The 15,392-nt window shown below is 65.5% G+C and carries 20 protein-coding genes; 13 read left to right on the top strand and 7 right to left on the bottom strand.

Annotated elements, in window-relative coordinates; translation table 11 throughout:
* Position 1 precedes the first annotated feature (1 nt).
* From LRA87_RS10250 to LRA87_RS10225, 6 genes are all read right to left on the bottom strand, one after another.
* On the bottom strand, positions 2-856 hold the full coding sequence (locus tag LRA87_RS10250; RefSeq protein WP_230631362.1) for a lytic transglycosylase domain-containing protein: 855 nt from the start codon (positions 854-856) through the stop codon (positions 2-4).
* A gap of 241 nt (positions 857-1,097) precedes the next feature.
* Positions 1,098-1,412, bottom strand: coding sequence for a flagellar protein FlgN (locus LRA87_RS10245; protein ID WP_230631361.1), 315 nt, complete (start codon positions 1,410-1,412; stop codon positions 1,098-1,100).
* On the bottom strand, positions 1,399-1,686 hold the full coding sequence (gene flgM, locus LRA87_RS10240; protein ID WP_268934866.1) for a flagellar biosynthesis anti-sigma factor FlgM: 288 nt from the start codon (positions 1,684-1,686) through the stop codon (positions 1,399-1,401). Before flgM ends, LRA87_RS10245 begins: the two co-directional genes overlap by 14 nt.
* Positions 1,687-1,794: 108 nt before the next feature.
* On the bottom strand, positions 1,795-2,316 hold the full coding sequence (locus LRA87_RS10235) for a flagella basal body P-ring formation protein FlgA (protein WP_230631359.1): 522 nt from the start codon (positions 2,314-2,316) through the stop codon (positions 1,795-1,797).
* On the bottom strand, positions 2,313-2,840 hold the full coding sequence (locus tag LRA87_RS10230; protein ID WP_230631358.1) for a flagellar motor protein MotB: 528 nt from the start codon (positions 2,838-2,840) through the stop codon (positions 2,313-2,315). Before LRA87_RS10230 ends, LRA87_RS10235 begins: the two co-directional genes overlap by 4 nt.
* On the bottom strand, positions 2,837-3,484 hold the full coding sequence (locus LRA87_RS10225) for a MotA/TolQ/ExbB proton channel family protein (protein ID WP_230631357.1): 648 nt from the start codon (positions 3,482-3,484) through the stop codon (positions 2,837-2,839). The genes LRA87_RS10230 and LRA87_RS10225 overlap by 4 nt, the downstream gene beginning before the upstream one ends.
* A gap of 318 nt (positions 3,485-3,802) precedes the next feature.
* Between LRA87_RS10225 and flgB the strand changes: the two genes are divergently transcribed.
* From flgB to LRA87_RS10160, 13 genes are all read left to right on the top strand, one after another.
* Complete coding sequence (gene flgB, locus LRA87_RS10220; protein ID WP_230631356.1) at positions 3,803-4,165, top strand: flagellar basal body rod protein FlgB; 363 nt, start codon at positions 3,803-3,805, stop codon at positions 4,163-4,165.
* 4 nt (positions 4,166-4,169) lie between these two features.
* The gene (gene flgC, locus LRA87_RS10215) at positions 4,170-4,577 is read left to right on the top strand and encodes a flagellar basal body rod protein FlgC (RefSeq protein WP_230631355.1); all 408 of its coding nucleotides are present in this window, start codon (positions 4,170-4,172) and stop codon (positions 4,575-4,577) included.
* Between the two features lie 3 nt (positions 4,578-4,580).
* A complete protein-coding gene (locus LRA87_RS10210) occupies positions 4,581-5,294 on the top strand; it encodes a flagellar hook assembly protein FlgD (RefSeq protein ID WP_230631354.1) in 714 nt (237 codons plus the stop codon).
* Positions 5,295-5,335: 41 nt separating this feature from the next.
* Positions 5,336-6,619 (top strand): flagellar hook protein FlgE, encoded by a 1,284-nt coding sequence (locus LRA87_RS10205; RefSeq protein WP_230631353.1) that lies wholly within the window; start codon positions 5,336-5,338, stop codon positions 6,617-6,619.
* Positions 6,620-6,644: 25 nt separating this feature from the next.
* Positions 6,645-7,397 carry a flagellar basal-body rod protein FlgF gene (flgF, locus tag LRA87_RS10200; protein WP_230631352.1) on the top strand — a complete coding sequence of 251 codons (753 nt, stop codon included), beginning with the start codon at positions 6,645-6,647 and terminating at the stop codon, positions 7,395-7,397.
* A 12-nt stretch (positions 7,398-7,409) separates the two neighbouring features.
* Positions 7,410-8,198: a flagellar basal-body rod protein FlgG gene (gene flgG, locus LRA87_RS10195; RefSeq protein WP_163957882.1), complete on the top strand. Its 789-nt coding sequence runs from the start codon at positions 7,410-7,412 to the stop codon at positions 8,196-8,198.
* Positions 8,198-8,935, top strand: coding sequence for a flagellar basal body L-ring protein FlgH (locus tag LRA87_RS10190; RefSeq protein WP_230631351.1), 738 nt, complete (start codon positions 8,198-8,200; stop codon positions 8,933-8,935). Before flgG ends, LRA87_RS10190 begins: the two co-directional genes overlap by 1 nt.
* A 36-nt stretch (positions 8,936-8,971) precedes the next feature.
* Positions 8,972-10,069 carry a flagellar basal body P-ring protein FlgI gene (locus LRA87_RS10185; RefSeq protein WP_230631350.1) on the top strand — a complete coding sequence of 366 codons (1,098 nt, stop codon included), beginning with the start codon at positions 8,972-8,974 and terminating at the stop codon, positions 10,067-10,069.
* Entirely contained in the window at positions 10,066-10,386 is a 321-nt protein-coding gene (locus LRA87_RS10180) for a rod-binding protein (protein ID WP_443024866.1), read from the top strand. The genes LRA87_RS10185 and LRA87_RS10180 overlap by 4 nt, the downstream gene beginning before the upstream one ends.
* Entirely contained in the window at positions 10,383-11,726 is a 1,344-nt protein-coding gene (gene flgK / locus LRA87_RS10175; RefSeq protein WP_230631349.1) for a flagellar hook-associated protein FlgK, read from the top strand. Before LRA87_RS10180 ends, flgK begins: the two co-directional genes overlap by 4 nt.
* A 7-nt stretch (positions 11,727-11,733) precedes the next feature.
* A complete protein-coding gene (flgL, locus tag LRA87_RS10170; protein WP_230631348.1) occupies positions 11,734-12,636 on the top strand; it encodes a flagellar hook-associated protein FlgL in 903 nt (300 codons plus the stop codon).
* 203 nt (positions 12,637-12,839) lie between these two features.
* Positions 12,840-13,703, top strand: a complete 864-nt coding sequence (gene motA, locus LRA87_RS10165; protein ID WP_230631347.1) for a flagellar motor stator protein MotA — start codon at positions 12,840-12,842, stop codon at positions 13,701-13,703.
* 1 nt (position 13,704) lies between these two features.
* Complete coding sequence (locus LRA87_RS10160) at positions 13,705-14,610, top strand: flagellar motor protein MotB (RefSeq protein WP_230631346.1); 906 nt, start codon at positions 13,705-13,707, stop codon at positions 14,608-14,610.
* A 108-nt stretch (positions 14,611-14,718) separates the two neighbouring features.
* Here LRA87_RS10160 and LRA87_RS10155 read toward each other — a convergent pair whose 3' ends face one another.
* The gene (locus LRA87_RS10155) at positions 14,719-15,222 is read right to left on the bottom strand and encodes a MucR family transcriptional regulator (protein ID WP_230631345.1); all 504 of its coding nucleotides are present in this window, start codon (positions 15,220-15,222) and stop codon (positions 14,719-14,721) included.
* Positions 15,223-15,392: the final 170 nt, after the last annotated feature.

Below are 15,392 nucleotides of genomic sequence, written 5' to 3'. Positions count from 1 at the left end.
GTCAGCGGCCTCCCATGCTGGCGAGCATCATATAGGCGAGCCTCGCGTTGTTCGGGGACGGGCGCAGCAGGCTGTCGGCGCCGGCCGCAGCCTTGTTGCCGAAGCGGTTCATCGCCTGCGTCGCCCAGGCGAGCGCGTCCTCGGCGCTCTGGTTGCCGCCGGTGACGACGGTCGAATCGTCGCCCAGCGCGAGCGCCTGCGCGGCGAAGGCGAGGTTGGCGTTGCGCGTCTCGCTGACGCTGTCGGCTGCGGTGCCGAGCTTGGTGGCGAAGCGATCGTAGATCGCCGAGAGCGAGCGCGGCTGGCCGTTCGAGCCGTAGAAGATCGAGCGATTGGCGCCGGCAGCCTGCGGAAACAGCGATGCCGCGGCGGCGCCGGGATTGGTCTGCATCGCCGACAGGAATTTCCTCGCGCCGCCGATGCCCAGGAAATGCGCCATGTACAGGTCGGTGCCGTTGGCCGAACGGCCGAGCGAGCCTTCCAGCACGTCCTTGTTGTCGGAAGCATGTTCGGCCGCCATCAGCGAGGCGGCGGTGGGGTCGTTGCGCAGGTTGAGGATCGCGGAGCGGGTCGCGCTGTCGCCGACGGTGTAGCGGCCGCCCGCGGTCTGGCCGATGCTGTTCGCCGCCCAGCCGAGGCCGTGCTCCGCGCCATGCTTCTTGACGACAGCAAGCCAGCTCTGTTCGACGAACTGGTACAGGCCCGACGCCGACGAGGTGCCGGCACGCGCATTGGCGTTGAGGCCGCTCTCGATCTTGGCCTGGCCGAGCAGATAGTCGAAATCCACGCCCGTCTTGCTGCTCGCAAGCGCGATCGCGGATTGGATGCGTCCGGCAGAAATCGGATTGACGGTCATTGCGGAAAGAACATGCCCCTGTTGTCAGGGATGTTTCAGCAAGAGCTGTGCCAGTTCTAAGTCATTCGTCATCCCGGCGAACGCCGGGACCCATGGACGCACGCGGCTGCTGGTGGTTCGCTTCCGCTCATCCAGCCCATCCCTGGGTCCTAGCGTTCGCCGGGATGACGGGAAGGTGAGGGCGGCGAGGGTAGGGGCGGGGGTGTGGAGGGGCCACTAGACCGCCAGCCGATAAATCAGCTCAAGCGTAAGCCGACACCAATGTCGGGCGGAAGCCGTGGCCGGCATCGCCGGTCAGGATTTGCAGGCGGCGGCGAACATTTGCCGCCATCAGGTTGACGTAGATCCGGCAGGTCTCGTTCAGCCGGTTCGCCTCGTCCGCCAATTCGCGGATCTCGTCGCCAGCGGGGCCGGTTCCGAGCGCGGCGACCTGTTCGATCCCGGCGAGCTTGTCCTGCGTCGCACGTTCCAGTGCGACCACGTCGTTCGTCTTCAGCGCTGCAATCTCGGCATGCAACGCGTCGATTACGCGGATCAGGGCTTCACGCCGCTTCATGGCCGTCCCAGTTCAGCTTGAGTGCGAGCAGCCGGTCGGCGATCGTCGTCGGCAAAATCGGGAACGAGCCATTCTCGATCGCCTTCCTGATCACGCCCACCCGGTCGCTGTCGACCGGAGGCGAGGAGGCAAGAGATTTCGCGAGCCCACTCAGTTGCGTGCTGACGCCCGGAGCCGGCGCCTGTTGCGATGCCTGCTGCAGAGCCGGTTGCACCGACGGCGCAGCCGCGGGTGCGGCGACGCGTGCTACGCTCCCACTTCCACTTAGCGGCATTGAGCCGATCGATTCTACCATGTCTGCACCTATCTGTGTTGCCTGACATGGGATTAAACGACCGCCTTCGACGCTACTTTAACAAAAAGATTCCGATACCTGACGCGGCTATTCGCCCCAGCCCGGCAAGGTGGCGCGTCCCGCTTCCAGTGCGATCGCCTGGACCGGGCTTTTCGAATCCTCGACCTTGACCATGAAACGGCCGCCCGGCGGGGCGTCGCCCATCGCCACGCCTTCCCGCGTGATGGAGAATCCATCCGATCCGGCGGCGATCATAACAGGGTCGCCGCGCCGGATGACGGGTTCGGCCTTGGTGGCGGCGATGACGGTCGGGCGGGCCGCGGCCGGCGCCGGCGTAGCAGCGGCCGGTCGGATCACCGGCACGAAGATGCGCCAGTCAGGTCCGTTGCACGAAACGACGACGGCGTCATGCGCTTCGGTCCGCCATGCGAGCGCCACGGTCGAACATTGCGCCAATCGCAGCCGCGTATCGATCGCGGTACGCGCGCCTCCCTCCGCCCCGATCGGGCGGCTTGTGAAGGCAGCCACGGCGCGATCGAGGCCGGCGGTATCCTGAAAGACGACGGCACCCCCGATCGGGGCTGCGGCGAGAAGCAGGGGAAGGATCATGGTTGACGGTCCGCTGTGGAAGGCTGTTCGCCCACGAAGGCGAGGGTAACGACCGCGGCGCGGCGGCCGGGACGAGGAGCAGTGGTGACGGTGATGCGGCGGCTGATCGGCGCCAGGGCCGCGGCAAGAGTACGGGCGCGGTCTGCCGCGAGGATCGCGGCGCTTCCGGTAGCGGGATCGACATCGGCGGTGCTGCCGTCGGTCGACCCGGTAACGGTCAGGGCGACGCGTGGATCGCGGACGCCCTCGCGCGCCCAGGCGATCACGGCGGCGGGGCTCTCGGGCAAGGTTGCCGATCCGGGTGCGAAGTCGAGCAGGCCCGCGGCCATCACCGGCAACGGGGCCGACGCGGCGACGGGCGCGCCGCCGAAGCTCGTGCGCAATGCGTCGGTGACCGCGCGCGGCTTCTCGCTGGCCTGCATCAGGACGAAGAAGCCGACGAGCAACAGCGCCAGATCGGCGAGCGTCACCAGCCAGAGCGGCTTCGACGCGGATGTTTCGGGATAGGTCGCGGCGCCGGTCATGCGACGCTCTGCAAATGGTGTCGCGGCGTCTCGCGCAACGCGAGCGCGACCAAGGGTGCTTCGATCCGCGCGCGTTCGAATGCTTCGATACGGCCGGCGGCGCGCAGGCGATGACAGATCGGCATGAAGACGAGATTGGCCAGCAATGCGCCATACAGCGTGGCGAGCAGCGCGATCGCCATCGCGCCGCCGATCGCCCGGGGGTCGGTCATGTTGGCGAACATGCCGGCGAGGCCGATCAGCGTACCGACCATACCCATGGCCGGTGCGGCCTCGGCCGCGGCGGACCAGATGTCGGCGGCGGCGACATGCCGTTCGATCCGCGCCTGCCGACGATAGCGCAACAACGCCTCGACCTCGCGCGGGATCGCGCCGTCGACAATCGCGGCGACGGCGGCGGCGACATCGGGATCGGCGATCACCGACTTGTCGAGCGCGATGATACCGTGGCGTTTGGCGATCCGCGCCTGTGCGGCGACCTGTTCCAGCAGTGCATCGGCGGCGAACCGTCGGCGGACGAGGATACGCAGGGCGGATATCGCGCGGGCCGCGTCGCGTGCCGGTGCACGCAAGACGGTGGCGAGGGCGGTACCGCCGCCGACGATGGCGAGCGCGATCGGATCGAAGAGCTGGGCGATCAACATACGCGGGGCTTTGCAAGCGGCGGGCCAGTTTATTCCGGGCGTGCTGCATCCCGCATGGCTAGAGCGAGTCCGGGGAGTATGGACGGCGAACGAGATGATACGGTCGAGACGAACGCGTCGCTAACCATTCACGTTGCCGACCGGCAGCCATTGCCGCTCTCCGGCAAGGTCCGGCAACCGCTTGCCGTTCCGCTTGCCGCTCCACCTAGGTAGCCCGGCAAAGCAACAAAAAAGACGTTCCCGCACCGCAAAAACGAAAACTGGCACGGCGGTTGCTTAGTCCTCGGCAGCGCAATGGTGCGCCGGAGATTTGGGCCGATGGCCGCAGACAGTCTGTTCGGAGTTCACGGGGCTGCCCTGGAAGTGCGTTCGCAACGCATGGGTGTGCTCGCGTCGAACATCGCCAATTCCTCGACGCCTGGCTTCAAGGCCCGCGACATCGATTTCAAGTCGGCGCTCTCGTCGATGGAGAACGATGCCGGTCTGGATGGGGTCGGTCAGAAGGGCATCGACGCCGCGACCAAATATCGCGTGCCGTTGCAGACCTCGATGGACGGCAACACGGTCGAGCTGAACCAGGAACAGACCGCCTTCGCCGAAAACGCCGTCCAGTATCAGACGACGCTGTCGTTCCTGAACGGACGGATCGGCCAGATCACCCGCGCGCTGAAGGGGGAATAAGCCGATGGCCGATCCGATGAGCGTGTTCCAGGTGGCCGGCCGCGCGATGAGCGCGCAGCTGATCCGCATGAACACCACCGCGTCCAACCTGGCGAATGCCGGCGGGACGACGGGTTCCGCGGAGACCGCGTACAAGACGATGAAGCCGGTGTTCCGCACCAGCTTCGACGCGGCGAGCGGTCTCGCGACCGTCGACGTCGAAAAGATCGTCACCGCGGGCGAAGCACCGACCAAGGTCTATGACCCCAACAATCCGTTGGCGGACAAGGACGGCAACATCTTCCAGGCCGCCGTCGATGAAAGCCGCGAGCTCGTCGACATGATGGAGACCGCGCGCTCCTACCAGAACAACGTCGAGGTGATGAACACTGCCAAGCAGCTCACCATCGATACCCTCAAGCTGGGCCGCTAAGACATGGCAACGACATCCACCGCGTTCGACAGCACGCTCCAGAATCTCGGCATCACCCGCGCCAAGCCGGCCGCGGGGACGACCGCGACCGGCGCCTCGACCGCGACCGGCAAGACCAAGACGACGCTCGACCAGTCCGATTTCCTGACGCTGCTCACCACGCAGCTCAAGAACCAGGATCCGTTCGAGCCGATGGACAACACCCAGATGGTCGCCCAGATGGCACAATTCTCGTCCGTCGCCGGCATCAGCGAGATGAACAAGACGCTCAGCGGCGTCGCGACCAAACTCGGCTCGACCAGCGCCAGCGATGCGATGAGCTATGTCGGCAAGACCGTGTTGACCGAGGGGTCGACCGCTTACCCGCGTTCGACCGGCGGTCTCGATGGCGCGGTCGAACTCGACAGCGACGCGTCGCAGGTGACCATCTCCATCGCCGACGCCCAGGGCGGTACGCTTCGCTCGATGCAGATCGGCAAGCACGCCAAGGGCACCGCAACCTTCGAATGGGATGGCAAGGACGGTTCGGGCAACGACGTCGGCGCCGGTCCCTTCACCATCACCGCCTTCGCCACCAACGGCGACAAGACGGTCAACAGCCGCACGCTCGTCTGGGCGCCGGTCGAATCCGTGTCGCTGCCTTCCAGCGGCGCACCCAAGCTCAAGGTCGTGGGGGTCGGCGACGTCGACCCGTCCGACGTCCGTTCCGCCACCTGATCCCGTCCTTACACTGATCTACGCTTCCAAGGAGTAACCCGATGTCCTTCTATACCTCGCTCTCCGGTCTCCAGGCTTCGCAGACCGACATGAACACGATCTCGCACAACCTCGCGAACGTCTCGACCACCGGCTTCAAGAAGAGCCGTGTCGAGTTTTCGGACGTCATCGCATCGAGCGTCTCGACCGATCCGCGCAAGATGGTCGGTTCGGGCGTGATCGTGAAGGCGACGCAGCAGCAGTTCAAGAACGGCAACCTTCAGGGCACGACCAACGCGCTCGACCTCGCCGTCATGGGCGAAGGTTTCTTCACGGTTCGCACGTCGGGCGCGAGCGATGCGATCGCCTATACCCGCAACGGGTCCTTCTCGGTCGATTCGACGCGCAACGTGGTCGATAGCCAGGGCAGCCTGCTGCTGGTCTATCCGGTCGATGGCGACGGCAACGTCACTGCGACGGGCGAGGATGGCCTGACCAACCTGCAGCTGCAGCAGACCAGCGGTACGCCGGAAGCGACGAAGCAGGTCGCCACGGGCATCAACCTGTCGGCGACGTCGACCGTCAACCAGAAGGCGTTCGACCGTACCGATACGACGACCTACAACAACTCGGTCGCGACGCGCATCTACGATGCCAACGGCAACCCGATGACGATGACCAATTATTACGTTCGGGCAGCGCCGGAGGCGGACGGCCTGAGCAAGTGGGTGGTCCACACCTATATCGGTGACGACAAGATGGTTCCCGAAAGCGGCACCAACCCGGCAGTCATCAAGTTCAGTTCCACCGGCGCCATCGCGTCGACGTCGGAGGGAACCGTCGCGAACCCGCTCGCGCCGATCAAGTTCAAGCAGTTCATCCCGCTGTCCGGCGCAGCCGCGCAGACGGTGACGCTCGACCTCGCCAATTCGACGCAGCTGTCGTCGGCTTTCGCCGTCAACAGCAAGACGCAGGACGGTGTCGCGGTCGGCCAGCTGTCCGGCGTGACGGTCAACTCCGAAGGTCTGATCTCGGCCAGCTTCTCGAACGGCGACATCGTGCCGCTCGGTAAGGTCGCATTGGCGAAGTTCTCGACGCCCACCGGCCTGCGCCAGATCGGTAACAGCTATTGGTCGGCAACCGGTCTGTCGGGTTCGGCGTCGATGGGGTCGGCGAGCGCGGACGGCTTCGGTTCGTTGATGTCGGGCCAGATCGAGGGATCGAACGTCGACATCACCGAGGAACTGGTCAACCTGATCGCGGCACAGCGCAACTTCCAGGCGAACTCGAAGGCGCTCGATACCGCGAACCAGGTCTCGCAGACCATCATCCAGATCCGCAACTAAGCGACAGCGGAGCGGAGGCGCGTAAATGGACAAGTTGGTCTACACGGCGGCGACGGGCCTGCGTGCGCACATGCAGGCGCAGGCGGCGATCGCCAACAACATGGCGAACGTGTCCACCACGGGCTTCCGCGCCGACCGCGTCGTCTTCGACCGGATCGAGCTGAAGGGCGGCGGCGCGCAACTCGAAGCGCGCGCGCCGACCAGCGAAGAGGTGACCGACGCCGATCGTGCCCCCGGCGCGATCCAGTCGACCGGGCGCGCGCTCGACGTCGCGATCACCGGCAACACCGACTGGCTGGCGGTGCAGGCGGGTGACGGCAGCGAAGCCTATACCCGCCGCGGCGACCTCGAGATCGCGCCCTCGGGCGTGCTCCAGACCGGCGACGGCTTCATCGTGCAGGGCCAGAGCGGCCCGATCACGATCCCGCCGCACGACAGCCTGTCGATCGCGGCCGATGGCACGATCACTATCGTGCCGCAGGGCGGCGACGTCCGCAACCCGCAGGTGCTCGACCGGCTCAAGCTGGTCGATACCAAGGGTTCGGTGACGCTGAAGGGCATGGACAATCTGCTGCGCGTCAAGGGCGGCGGCACGCTGCCCGCCAACATGGACGCCAAGGTGCAGAGCGCCGCGCTCGAAGGCTCCAACGTCAACATGACGCAGGCTCTGGTCGACATGATCGAGAACCAGCGCAGCTACGAAGTTCAGGCCAATCTGATGAAGTCGGCCAAGGATATGGACGAGAGCAGCACCTCCGTGATGCGTCTCCCGAGCTAAGGAACAGACACGATGTCCTCCTCCGCCATGCACATCGCGCGAACCGGGCTCGACGCCCAGGATACGCGCATGCGGGTCATCTCGAACAACCTCGCGAACGTCAACACGACGGGGTTCAAGCGCGATCGCGCCGCGTTCGAGACCCTGGCCTACCAGACGATCACCGCGCCCGGCGCGCAGTCGACCGCGGAAACCAAATACGCCACCGGCCTCAACCTCGGCACCGGCGTGAAGGTGCAGGGCACCGCCCGCATCGACACGCAGGGCTCGCTGACGCAGACCGGCAACAGCTTCGATCTCGCGCTCGACGGGGACGGCTATTTCCAGGTGCAGCTGCCCGGCGGCGAGCTCGGCTACACCCGCGCCGGCAACTTCAACCGCTCGCCCGAAGGCCTGCTGGTCACGTCGGAAGGCTATCAGGTGATGCCCGGCATCACCGTGCCGACCAATGCGACGCAGGTGACGATCGGCACCGACGGCACCGTCACCGCGCAGGTGCCCGGCCAGACCGAAGGCACCAACATCGGCCAGATTCAGGTCGCCAGCTTCGCCAATCCCACCGGATTGCAGTCGACCGGCGACAATTACCTGAAGGAAACCGCCTCCTCGGGCGCCGCCAATCTCGGCATCGCGGGCGAGGACGGCCGTGGCCGCGTGCGGCAGGGCAATCTCGAAGCCTCCAACGTCAACGTCGTCGAGGAACTCGTCGACATGATCGAGACGCAGCGCGCCTATGAGGTCAATTCCAAGATGATCTCGTCCTCCGACGAAATGCTCAAATACGTGAACCAGAACCTCTGATGGCCTCCGCACCGAATCCTTTCCGCCCCGGCGCGTTTGTCGCCGGCCACTGGGCAGAGATCGCGCTCGCCGCGGCATCCGGCCTGCTGGTCCTCGCCGCGCTCGTGCCCGGTCAGGCCGACGCCAGCATCTTCGGCAAGAAGAAGCCGGCGGAGGACTTCACCGTCGTCCGTGCGCCGGTCGCGCCCGCGCCGGCCCCCGCCAACGGCTCGATCTTTCAGGCGAGCGACGGCTATGCGCCTTTGTACGAAGGCTGGCGCGCCCGCCGCGTCGGCGATCCGCTGACGATCGTGCTGGTCGAGCGCACCGCCGCCTCCAAATCGTCGAGCTCCAAGCTCGATTCGAAGGGGCAGGGCAGCATCACGCTGCCGACCACCGGTCCGCTCAACCTGTTCAACACCACCGATGCGACGCTCAGCGGCGGCCGGGGCTTCAACGGGCAGGGGCAGGCGGATCAGGCCAACTCGCTGTCGGGCGAAGTCTCGGTCACCGTCGCCGAGGTCTATCCCAACGGCACGATGCTGGTGCAGGGCCAGAAGCGCGTCACGCTCAACCGCGGCGATGAATTCGTCCGGATCAAGGGCATCGTCCGCACCGCCGACGTCAGCGCCGACAACCGCGTGCTGTCGACCCGCGTCGCCGATGCGCAGATCGCCTACACCGGCAAGGGCGACGTCGCCCGCGCCGGGCGGCAGGGCTGGCTCAGCCGCTTCTTCTCCGTCATCTCGCCGTTTTGACGCTTCGTTAACCATCTGATGCGCAGGCTGTCCGTCATGTTCCGCTGTCTCCTCGCTTCGCTGATCGCGACCCTGTGCCTCGCCGCGCCCGCGTCGGCGGACCGCATCAAGGACCTCGGCGGTTTCCAGGGCATCCGCTCGAACCAGCTCACCGGCTATGGCGTCGTGGTCGGTCTGCCCGGCACCGGCGACGACAACCTCGAATATACCGTGCAGTCGCTGAAAGCCGTCGCCTCGCGTTTCGGCTTGCAACTGCCGCCCGGCGCAAACCCCGGCATGAAGAACGCCGCAGTGGTGCTGATCACCGCCGAGCTGCCGCCCTTCGCCAAGCCCGGCCAGCGCCTCGACATCACCGTCGCCTCGATGGGCAAGGCCAAGTCGCTCCGCGGCGGCAGCCTCGTCCTCACCCCGCTGCTCGGCGCGGATAACCAGATCTACGCGATGGCGCAGGGCAACCTCGCCGTCGGCGGGCTGGGTGCGGAGGGCGCGGACGGGTCGAAGATCGTCGTCAACGTCCCCTCCACCGGTCGCATTCCCGAAGGCGCCACCGTCGAACGCGCCGTCGCCACCGGGTTCGATTCGGCGCCGATGCTGACCTTCAACCTCGCCCGCTCCGATTTCACCACCGCGCAAAGCGTCGCGCAGGCGATCAATGCCAAGCTCGGCTTCGGCACCGCGCAGGCGGTCGACGGTGTGTCCGTCGCGGTGCGCGCGCCGCAGGGCGCCGACGTTCGCGCGACGCTGATGTCGACGATCGAGAACCTCGAAGTCACCTCTGCCGAGCCGTCGGCAAAAGTAATTGTAAATGCGCGCACCGGAACGGTCGTTATCAACTCTGCGGTCAGGGTGGGTCCTGCCGCGGTGACGCACGGCAAGCTGACCGTGCGCATCGACGAGAACCAGCGGATCAGCCAGCCGGCACCGTTCAGCCAGGGCCAGACCGCGTTGGAGAACAAGTCCAACGTGTCGGTCGAAGAGGAGAAGAAACCGATGTTCCTGCTCAATCCCGGCCCCAAGCTGGCGGATGTGGTGAAGGCCGTGAACGCCATCGGTGCATCTCCCGCCGACCTCGTCGCGATCCTCGAGGCGCTTAAGGAAGCTGGTGCGCTCCGTGCAGAACTGATCGTGCTGTGAGTATCGCGCCGGTCTCGAACGTCGGTGGCATCTCGACCGATACGTCGCGCCTCAAGAGCGCCGACAACCTTAAAAAAGCCGGCCAGCAATTCGAGGCGGTGTTCACCGGCATGATGCTGAAGAGCATGCGGCAGGCGAAGCTCGCCGACCCCCTTTTCGATTCGAAGGCGCTCGATACCTTCACCGAAATGCAGGATGCCCGCGTCGCGCAGGCGATGTCGGAGACGATGCCGCTCGGCATCGGCAAGGCGATGACCGACTTTCTGGCCAAGTCGCAATCCGATCTTAACGACTCTACGGCAGACCCGCCCAAATGAGCGACATGCTGTCGATCGGCGCGTCAGGCGTCCGCGCGTACCAGACCGCGCTAGCGACCGTGGGCGAGAACATCGCCAACGTGAGCACGGTCGGCTACGCGCGCCGTGCTGTGACGCTGAACGAGGTCGCCGGTGGCAGCGGATCGATCAACGGCTACGGCGCCGGCAACGGCGTGTACCTGTCGGGCGTCAACCGCTCGACCGATGCCTATTCCGCGACCGCATTGCGCGCGACGACCAGCGATCTGACCCGCACCACCAAGGGCGCGGAATGGCTCGACCGCATTCAGGGCGCGCTTACCGGCAACCAGCTCACCACGCGTGTGACGTCGTTCTTCGGTTCCGCACAGGCACTGGCGGCCGAACCCGATTCGACGGCCTTGCGCACCGGTATGTTCAGCGCCGCATCTTCGGCGGCGATCGCCTTCAAGGCGACCGGACAGGCGTTCGATCAGGTCGATGCCGATCTCGATACCGCGGGCAATCAGGCGGCGCAGAGCCTGACCTCGCTCGCCGGTTCGCTGACCAAGATCAACGAGGGGATCAGCCGCTCGCAACCGGGCAGCACCGCCGCGGCGCAGCTGATGGACCAGCGCGATACGATCCTGTCGCAGATGAGCGAACTCGTCGACATCGATACCAAGATGGATTCGATCGGTCGCGCAAGCGTCAGCATCGGTGGATCGTCGGGTCCGGCCTTCGTCGCGGGTGCGATGACCGGGACCGTGTCCTATGCCCGCGATGACAACGGTAAGGTCGCCTTTTCCGTCACCCTGCGCAACACCACCACGCAGATCACGCCGAACGGCGGGACGCTGGCCGGCATCATGGACGGGGCCGAGCGCGTCGATGCGATCCGCCAGGAATTGAATGCGATCGCCGGCGAATTCGTCGCGGGGATCAACGGCAATCAGACGGCGGGCAAGGACCAGACCGGAGCGACCGGTATCGCTATGTTCTCGGTCGGCGACTCCCCCACCGATATTTCCGTGTCATCGCTGTTCACCGCCGGAAGCCAGATCGCCGCGGGCCGTGGCGGCGGCGTGCGGGATGCGTCCAACCTCGGTGCGCTGGAAACGATACGTACTAGCAAGGGCTATGAAACGTCGCTGACCACGCTGCTGATCGGCAATGCCACGGCGTACAAGCAGAAGAACACGATTGCCGACGCCCAGACCGCGATCCGCGACGGGGCGGCGACCGCCTTGTCCGCCGCGACGGGCGTCAATCTCGATTCCGAAGCGGTGGATCTGATCCGCTTTCAACAGGCCTATGCAGCGTCCAGCCGCGTGATCCAGATCGCGCGCGAGACCATGCAGACCATCCTCGACATTCGGTAGGCGCGTCATGCAGATCTCCACCAGCCTGTTCTACAGCAACGCGTCATCGCGCATGTCGAAGATGAACGACCGCGCGTCCGAACTGATGACGCAGATCTCGACCGGCAAGAAGATCCTGAAGCCATCCGACGATCCTGCCGCGTCGCAACAGATCGCCGAGCTCGACCGTCGCGATTCGGATGCAGTGGTCTACGGCGCCAACATGACGCTCGCCGGATCGCTGCTCGATCAGGCCAGTAGCGTCCTGAAGCAGATCGGCACGCAATTGACCCGCGCGACCGAGCTGGCGACGCAGGCCGCGACCGGGACGCAGACCGATACGTCACGCAAGGCCATCGGCACCGAACTGAAGTCGATCGTCGAATCTCTGGTCAGCCTCGCCAACACCAAGAACGTGCGCGGTCAGCCGCTGTTCGGCACGGCGAGCGGCGGCAAGGCCGTCACCGACAACGGCAACGGCACCTTCACCTTCGCAGCCGCGACGCCGGCCGTATCCGAAGTCCCGATCTCGGAAGGCCAGTCGGTCCAGGCGACCGAAAACGCCGGGCGCATCTTCGACATCGGCGGCAACGACAACACGCTGGCGATGCTGAGCCGGCTCGCCGAGGCGCTGACCACGGGCGGCGACGTATCCGCCGTCACGGCCAGCTCGCTCGACGCGCTCGGCAAGGCGACCGACAAGGTCTCCGACGTGCAGGCATCGGTCGGTGCGCGCGGCGCGCGGGTGGATCTGCAACAGCAATTGCTGACCACGGCGAACACCGACCGCGCCGAACTGCGCGGCAAGCTGGAGCAGGTCGATATCACCGAGGCGGTGGTGCAGCTGCAGCAGATGATGACCGCGCTGTCGGCCTCGCAAGCGAGCTTCAGCAAGCTGTCGAGCCTGTCGCTGTTCGACTACCTCAAATAACATTCGTCATCGTCGTCGGCGCACTGCAGCGATCCGGAGTGCCACGCGGCGCCCCGGATCGCATCGCCGCGTCCGTGAGCGCGACGTATCGATGCGACAACTTCGACAAACCCGCGCGCTTGGTAACCACTTGTCTAGGAAATCCGGTTAATCCGGTGTGATCGAATGGCCGGGGTGGCCGGCGCAAACGGGGGTATCCCACAGTGTTTCCTGCAATCGGTATCGTCGTCCTGATCGCCATGGTGTTCGGCGGTTTCGCCATCACCGGCGGCGCGCTCGGCCCGGTGATGCACGCCATCCCGCACGAGATGCTGATCATCGGCGGCGCGGCTGCCGGTGCGCTGATCATCGGCAATTCGGCCACCGAGCTGAAGGCGATGGGCGGCGGCCTCGCCAAGGTGTTCAAGGGACCGAAGTACAAGAAGCAGGACTATCTCGATGTCATCTTCCTCGTCAGCAAGCTGATGAAGATGCTGCGCATGGATGGCCCGATCGCGCTGGAGCCGCATGTCGAGGACCCCAAGTCCTCCGCCGTCTTCGCCGAATATCCCCGCCTGCTGGCCGATCATACGCTCGTCAATCTGATCGCCGATACGCTGCGGCTCGTCGTCGTCTCGTCCGGCACGCTCGACGTGCACGCGGTCGAGGAAGTGATGGATCATTCGATCAAGACGCATCATCACGAGGTCGAGGGGCCGCACACCACGCTCACCAGCCTGGCCGATTCGCTCCCTGCACTTGGCATCGTCGCCGCGGTGCTCGGCATCGTGAAGACGATGGGCTCGATCGACAAACCACCGTCGGTGCTGGGCGGCATGATCGGGTCGGCCCTGGTCGGCACGTTCATGGGCGTGCTGCTGGCCTATGGCGTCGTCTCGCCGCTCGCCGGCCGCCTGAAGCAGGTGATCGATGCCGACGGCGCGATCTACGATGTCGTCAAGCAGATCATCATCGCCTCGCTGCACGGCCATCCGCAGCCGCTGGTGATCGAGGCGGCGCGGTCCGGCATCGCGCACAAGAACCAGCCCGGCTTCGCCGAGGTGTTCGACGGGCTGAGGGGCAAGTAACGTGGCCAGAGCCGCTCCCCACGGCAACAACCAGCCGCCCAAGATCGTCATCGTCAAGAAGATCATCGATGGCGGCCACGGCGGCCATCACGGCGGCGCGTGGAAGGTCGCCTATGCCGATTTCGTGACCGCGATGATGGCGTTCTTCCTGCTGCTGTGGCTGCTGGGTGCGACCACCGAGAAACAGCGCAAGGGCATCGCCGACTATTTCGCGCCGACCTTGCTCGACAAGAAGGTCACCGGTCTGGGTGGCAACGGCGTGCTGGGCGGTGAATCGATCCTCAGCAACAACAAGCTCGGTCCGAAAGCGGCGTCCGCGCCAATCGCCTCGATCGGTATTCCGATGAACCAGTCGGGTGGGCAGAAAAGCGGCACGGGCGACAAGGGGTCGCTGCGCAATCCGGTCGCGGTGCAACTGGACCGGCAGGCGTTCCAGGCGATCAAGGACGAACTGGAAAAGAAGATCAAGGGGTCGTCGCGGCTGGCCAAGCTCGCCAGCCACATCCGCTTCGTACCCACCGAGGACGGCCTGCGCATCGATCTGGTCGATTCCGCCGATTATTCGATGTTCGGGCTCGGGACGACCGCGCTCGATCCCAAGGCATCCGAGCTGATCGGCATGATCGCGAGCACCATCACCGGCACGCCGAACACGATCATGATCCGCGGCCATACCGACAGCGTTCCCTATGGCGATCCGCGCGCGATGAACAACTGGATGCTGTCGTCCGGGCGGGCCGAGGCGACACGCCGGCGGCTGGCGCTGGGCGGAGTCCCCGAAACGCGATACGAACGGATCGAGGGCGTGGCGGACCGCGAACCGATCATCACCGATGCGCCGGGCGACCCGCGCAACCGGCGGGTCGCGATCACGCTACTGTATCGCAAGGGCACGTTCGGGGAGTGATGCCCACGTGACGGTCACGAAAACGCGCGATCGAGACAGGCTCGACCGCGCGTTTTTCGTTACCGTACCGGTCACCCGTGGGGGCGGTGGACCGTCATGCGTCCGGCATCAATCCTCGGCGGTGTCCGCCGGCTTGCGGCCGCGACGGGCCTGAGCCGCGGCAGCGCCGCCGCCATCACCCTTGCGTGCGCCGGGCTTGCGACCCAGACCGATCTTCTTGGCCATCGCACGACGGCTTTCCGAATAGTTTTCGGCGACCATCGGGTAATCCGGCTTCAGGCCATAACGTTCGCGATACTCCGCAGGCGTCATGCCATGAGTCGCCAGATGGCGGCGCAAGGTCTTGTATGGCTTGCCGTCGATCATCGAGATGATGTGATCCTTCGAAGCCAGCGACTTACGCGCCGACACCGCAGGCGTATACTCGGTGGCCGGCTGGGCTTCGGTAATCGTACCGGTCGCGCCAAGCAGTGCGGACACCGTGTCGTGCATCTTGCCGAGAAAGGCCGGAACCTCATCGGCGGACGTACGGGTATTCGGGTTGCCGAGCCAAGCAATCGTCAATTCGGTTGCTAGTTCGACAGCATTCAGATCGGACGTTTCATCAGTCATCGTTTGCTCCTTTGACCGATGACAGCCGTACGCCCGCGATCCATCGCGTCAACCCTGCGACGGGTGGAAGCAATGAATTCAGGCGATGATGACGTCGTTTTTGGGAAATGTGCCTTGAACCGGCCCTTTTCTCCGCTCCGAAGTGTTTGTGTGCGTTGCGATCTGTATTG

This window comes from Sphingomonas sp. Leaf37 (assembly GCF_920939475.1).
Taxonomy (GTDB): Bacteria; Pseudomonadota; Alphaproteobacteria; order Sphingomonadales; family Sphingomonadaceae; genus Sphingomonas.
The sequence above is the reverse complement of the archived record's forward strand: the minus strand, read 5'-3'. Positions and strand labels throughout refer to the sequence as shown.

Excerpts from the sequence above, each read along its gene's own strand:
- flgC (WP_230631355.1), top strand. The coding sequence starts at position 4,170 with ATGGCCGATCCGATGAGCGTGTTCCAGGTGGCCGGCCGCGCGATGAGC.
- LRA87_RS10210 (WP_230631354.1), top strand. The coding sequence starts at position 4,581 with ATGGCAACGACATCCACCGCGTTCGACAGCACGCTCCAGAATCTCGGC.
- flgK (WP_230631349.1), top strand. The coding sequence starts at position 10,383 with ATGAGCGACATGCTGTCGATCGGCGCGTCAGGCGTCCGCGCGTACCAG.
- LRA87_RS10190 (WP_230631351.1), top strand. The coding sequence starts at position 8,198 with ATGGCCTCCGCACCGAATCCTTTCCGCCCCGGCGCGTTTGTCGCCGGC.
- LRA87_RS10245 (WP_230631361.1), bottom strand. The coding sequence starts at position 1,412 with ATGAAGCGGCGTGAAGCCCTGATCCGCGTAATCGACGCGTTGCATGCC.
- flgB (WP_230631356.1), top strand. The coding sequence starts at position 3,803 with ATGGCCGCAGACAGTCTGTTCGGAGTTCACGGGGCTGCCCTGGAAGTG.
- LRA87_RS10185 (WP_230631350.1), top strand. The coding sequence starts at position 8,972 with ATGTTCCGCTGTCTCCTCGCTTCGCTGATCGCGACCCTGTGCCTCGCC.
- LRA87_RS10155 (WP_230631345.1), bottom strand. The coding sequence starts at position 15,222 with ATGACTGATGAAACGTCCGATCTGAATGCTGTCGAACTAGCAACCGAA.
- LRA87_RS10250 (WP_230631362.1), bottom strand. The coding sequence starts at position 856 with ATGACCGTCAATCCGATTTCTGCCGGACGCATCCAATCCGCGATCGCG.
- flgM (WP_268934866.1), bottom strand. The coding sequence starts at position 1,686 with ATGCCGCTAAGTGGAAGTGGGAGCGTAGCACGCGTCGCCGCACCCGCG.
- LRA87_RS10225 (WP_230631357.1), bottom strand. The coding sequence starts at position 3,484 with ATGTTGATCGCCCAGCTCTTCGATCCGATCGCGCTCGCCATCGTCGGC.
- LRA87_RS10205 (WP_230631353.1), top strand. The coding sequence starts at position 5,336 with ATGTCCTTCTATACCTCGCTCTCCGGTCTCCAGGCTTCGCAGACCGAC.
- LRA87_RS10230 (WP_230631358.1), bottom strand. The coding sequence starts at position 2,840 with ATGACCGGCGCCGCGACCTATCCCGAAACATCCGCGTCGAAGCCGCTC.
- flgL (WP_230631348.1), top strand. The coding sequence starts at position 11,734 with ATGCAGATCTCCACCAGCCTGTTCTACAGCAACGCGTCATCGCGCATG.
- flgG (WP_163957882.1), top strand. The coding sequence starts at position 7,410 with ATGTCCTCCTCCGCCATGCACATCGCGCGAACCGGGCTCGACGCCCAG.
- LRA87_RS10235 (WP_230631359.1), bottom strand. The coding sequence starts at position 2,316 with ATGATCCTTCCCCTGCTTCTCGCCGCAGCCCCGATCGGGGGTGCCGTC.
- flgF (WP_230631352.1), top strand. The coding sequence starts at position 6,645 with ATGGACAAGTTGGTCTACACGGCGGCGACGGGCCTGCGTGCGCACATG.